The 498-nt window shown below is 69.7% G+C and carries 1 protein-coding gene and 1 pseudogene; one reads left to right on the top strand and one right to left on the bottom strand.

All coding sequences use genetic code 11. The annotated features are described in order from the left end of the window. Positions 1 to 199: pseudogene (locus GYB81_RS23435) on the top strand (aldo/keto reductase); the annotation flags it as partial. A 19-nt stretch (positions 200 to 218) separates the two neighbouring features. On the opposite strand, the gene GYB81_RS23430 reads toward GYB81_RS23435, so the two are convergent. Next, positions 219 to 498: LysR substrate-binding domain-containing protein (locus tag GYB81_RS23430; protein WP_233787666.1), on the bottom strand; the 280-nt coding region annotated here is incomplete at its 5' end.

Genomic DNA, 498 nt, shown 5'->3' with positions numbered 1-498 from the left:
CGTCGGCGCGAAACGACTCGGCCAGCTCCAGGACAATATCGCCGCCGTGGACATCACTCTGAGCGAGGAGGAGATCGCCCGGCTCGATGCCGTCAGCGAGCTGCCGCCCGAGTACCCCGGCTGGATGATGGCGACGCAAGGGGTCGACCGCCTGGGGCCCGTGGATCTGTGGGCCGACAAGCTGGCTCAGACCTCCTGATGCCGACGCGGGCGGCCACTCACTGCAGCGCCAGCTCGGGGCTGCCCTGCACCACGCACTCGCTGAGAAAGTCGGCGACGGCCCGTACCCGGGCGGAGGCGACAAGGTCGGCATGGGTCACCAGCCAGAGTTCGGCGCTGAACAACTGCTCGGCCGGGATGACGGCGATGAAGTCCTCCTTCACCGCCAGAAAGTCAGGGATCACGGCCAGGCCCAGGCCGGCGCGCACGGCGGCGATCTGCGTGGGCAGGCTACTGGTGACCAGCGCGACCTTGCAGCCGGGGTGCTCGCGCGCGAGC

This window comes from Pseudomonas yangonensis (assembly GCF_009932725.1).
Classification (GTDB): Bacteria; Pseudomonadota; Gammaproteobacteria; order Pseudomonadales; family Pseudomonadaceae; genus Aquipseudomonas; species Aquipseudomonas yangonensis.
This window is presented reverse-complemented; position numbering and strand designations above follow the sequence as displayed.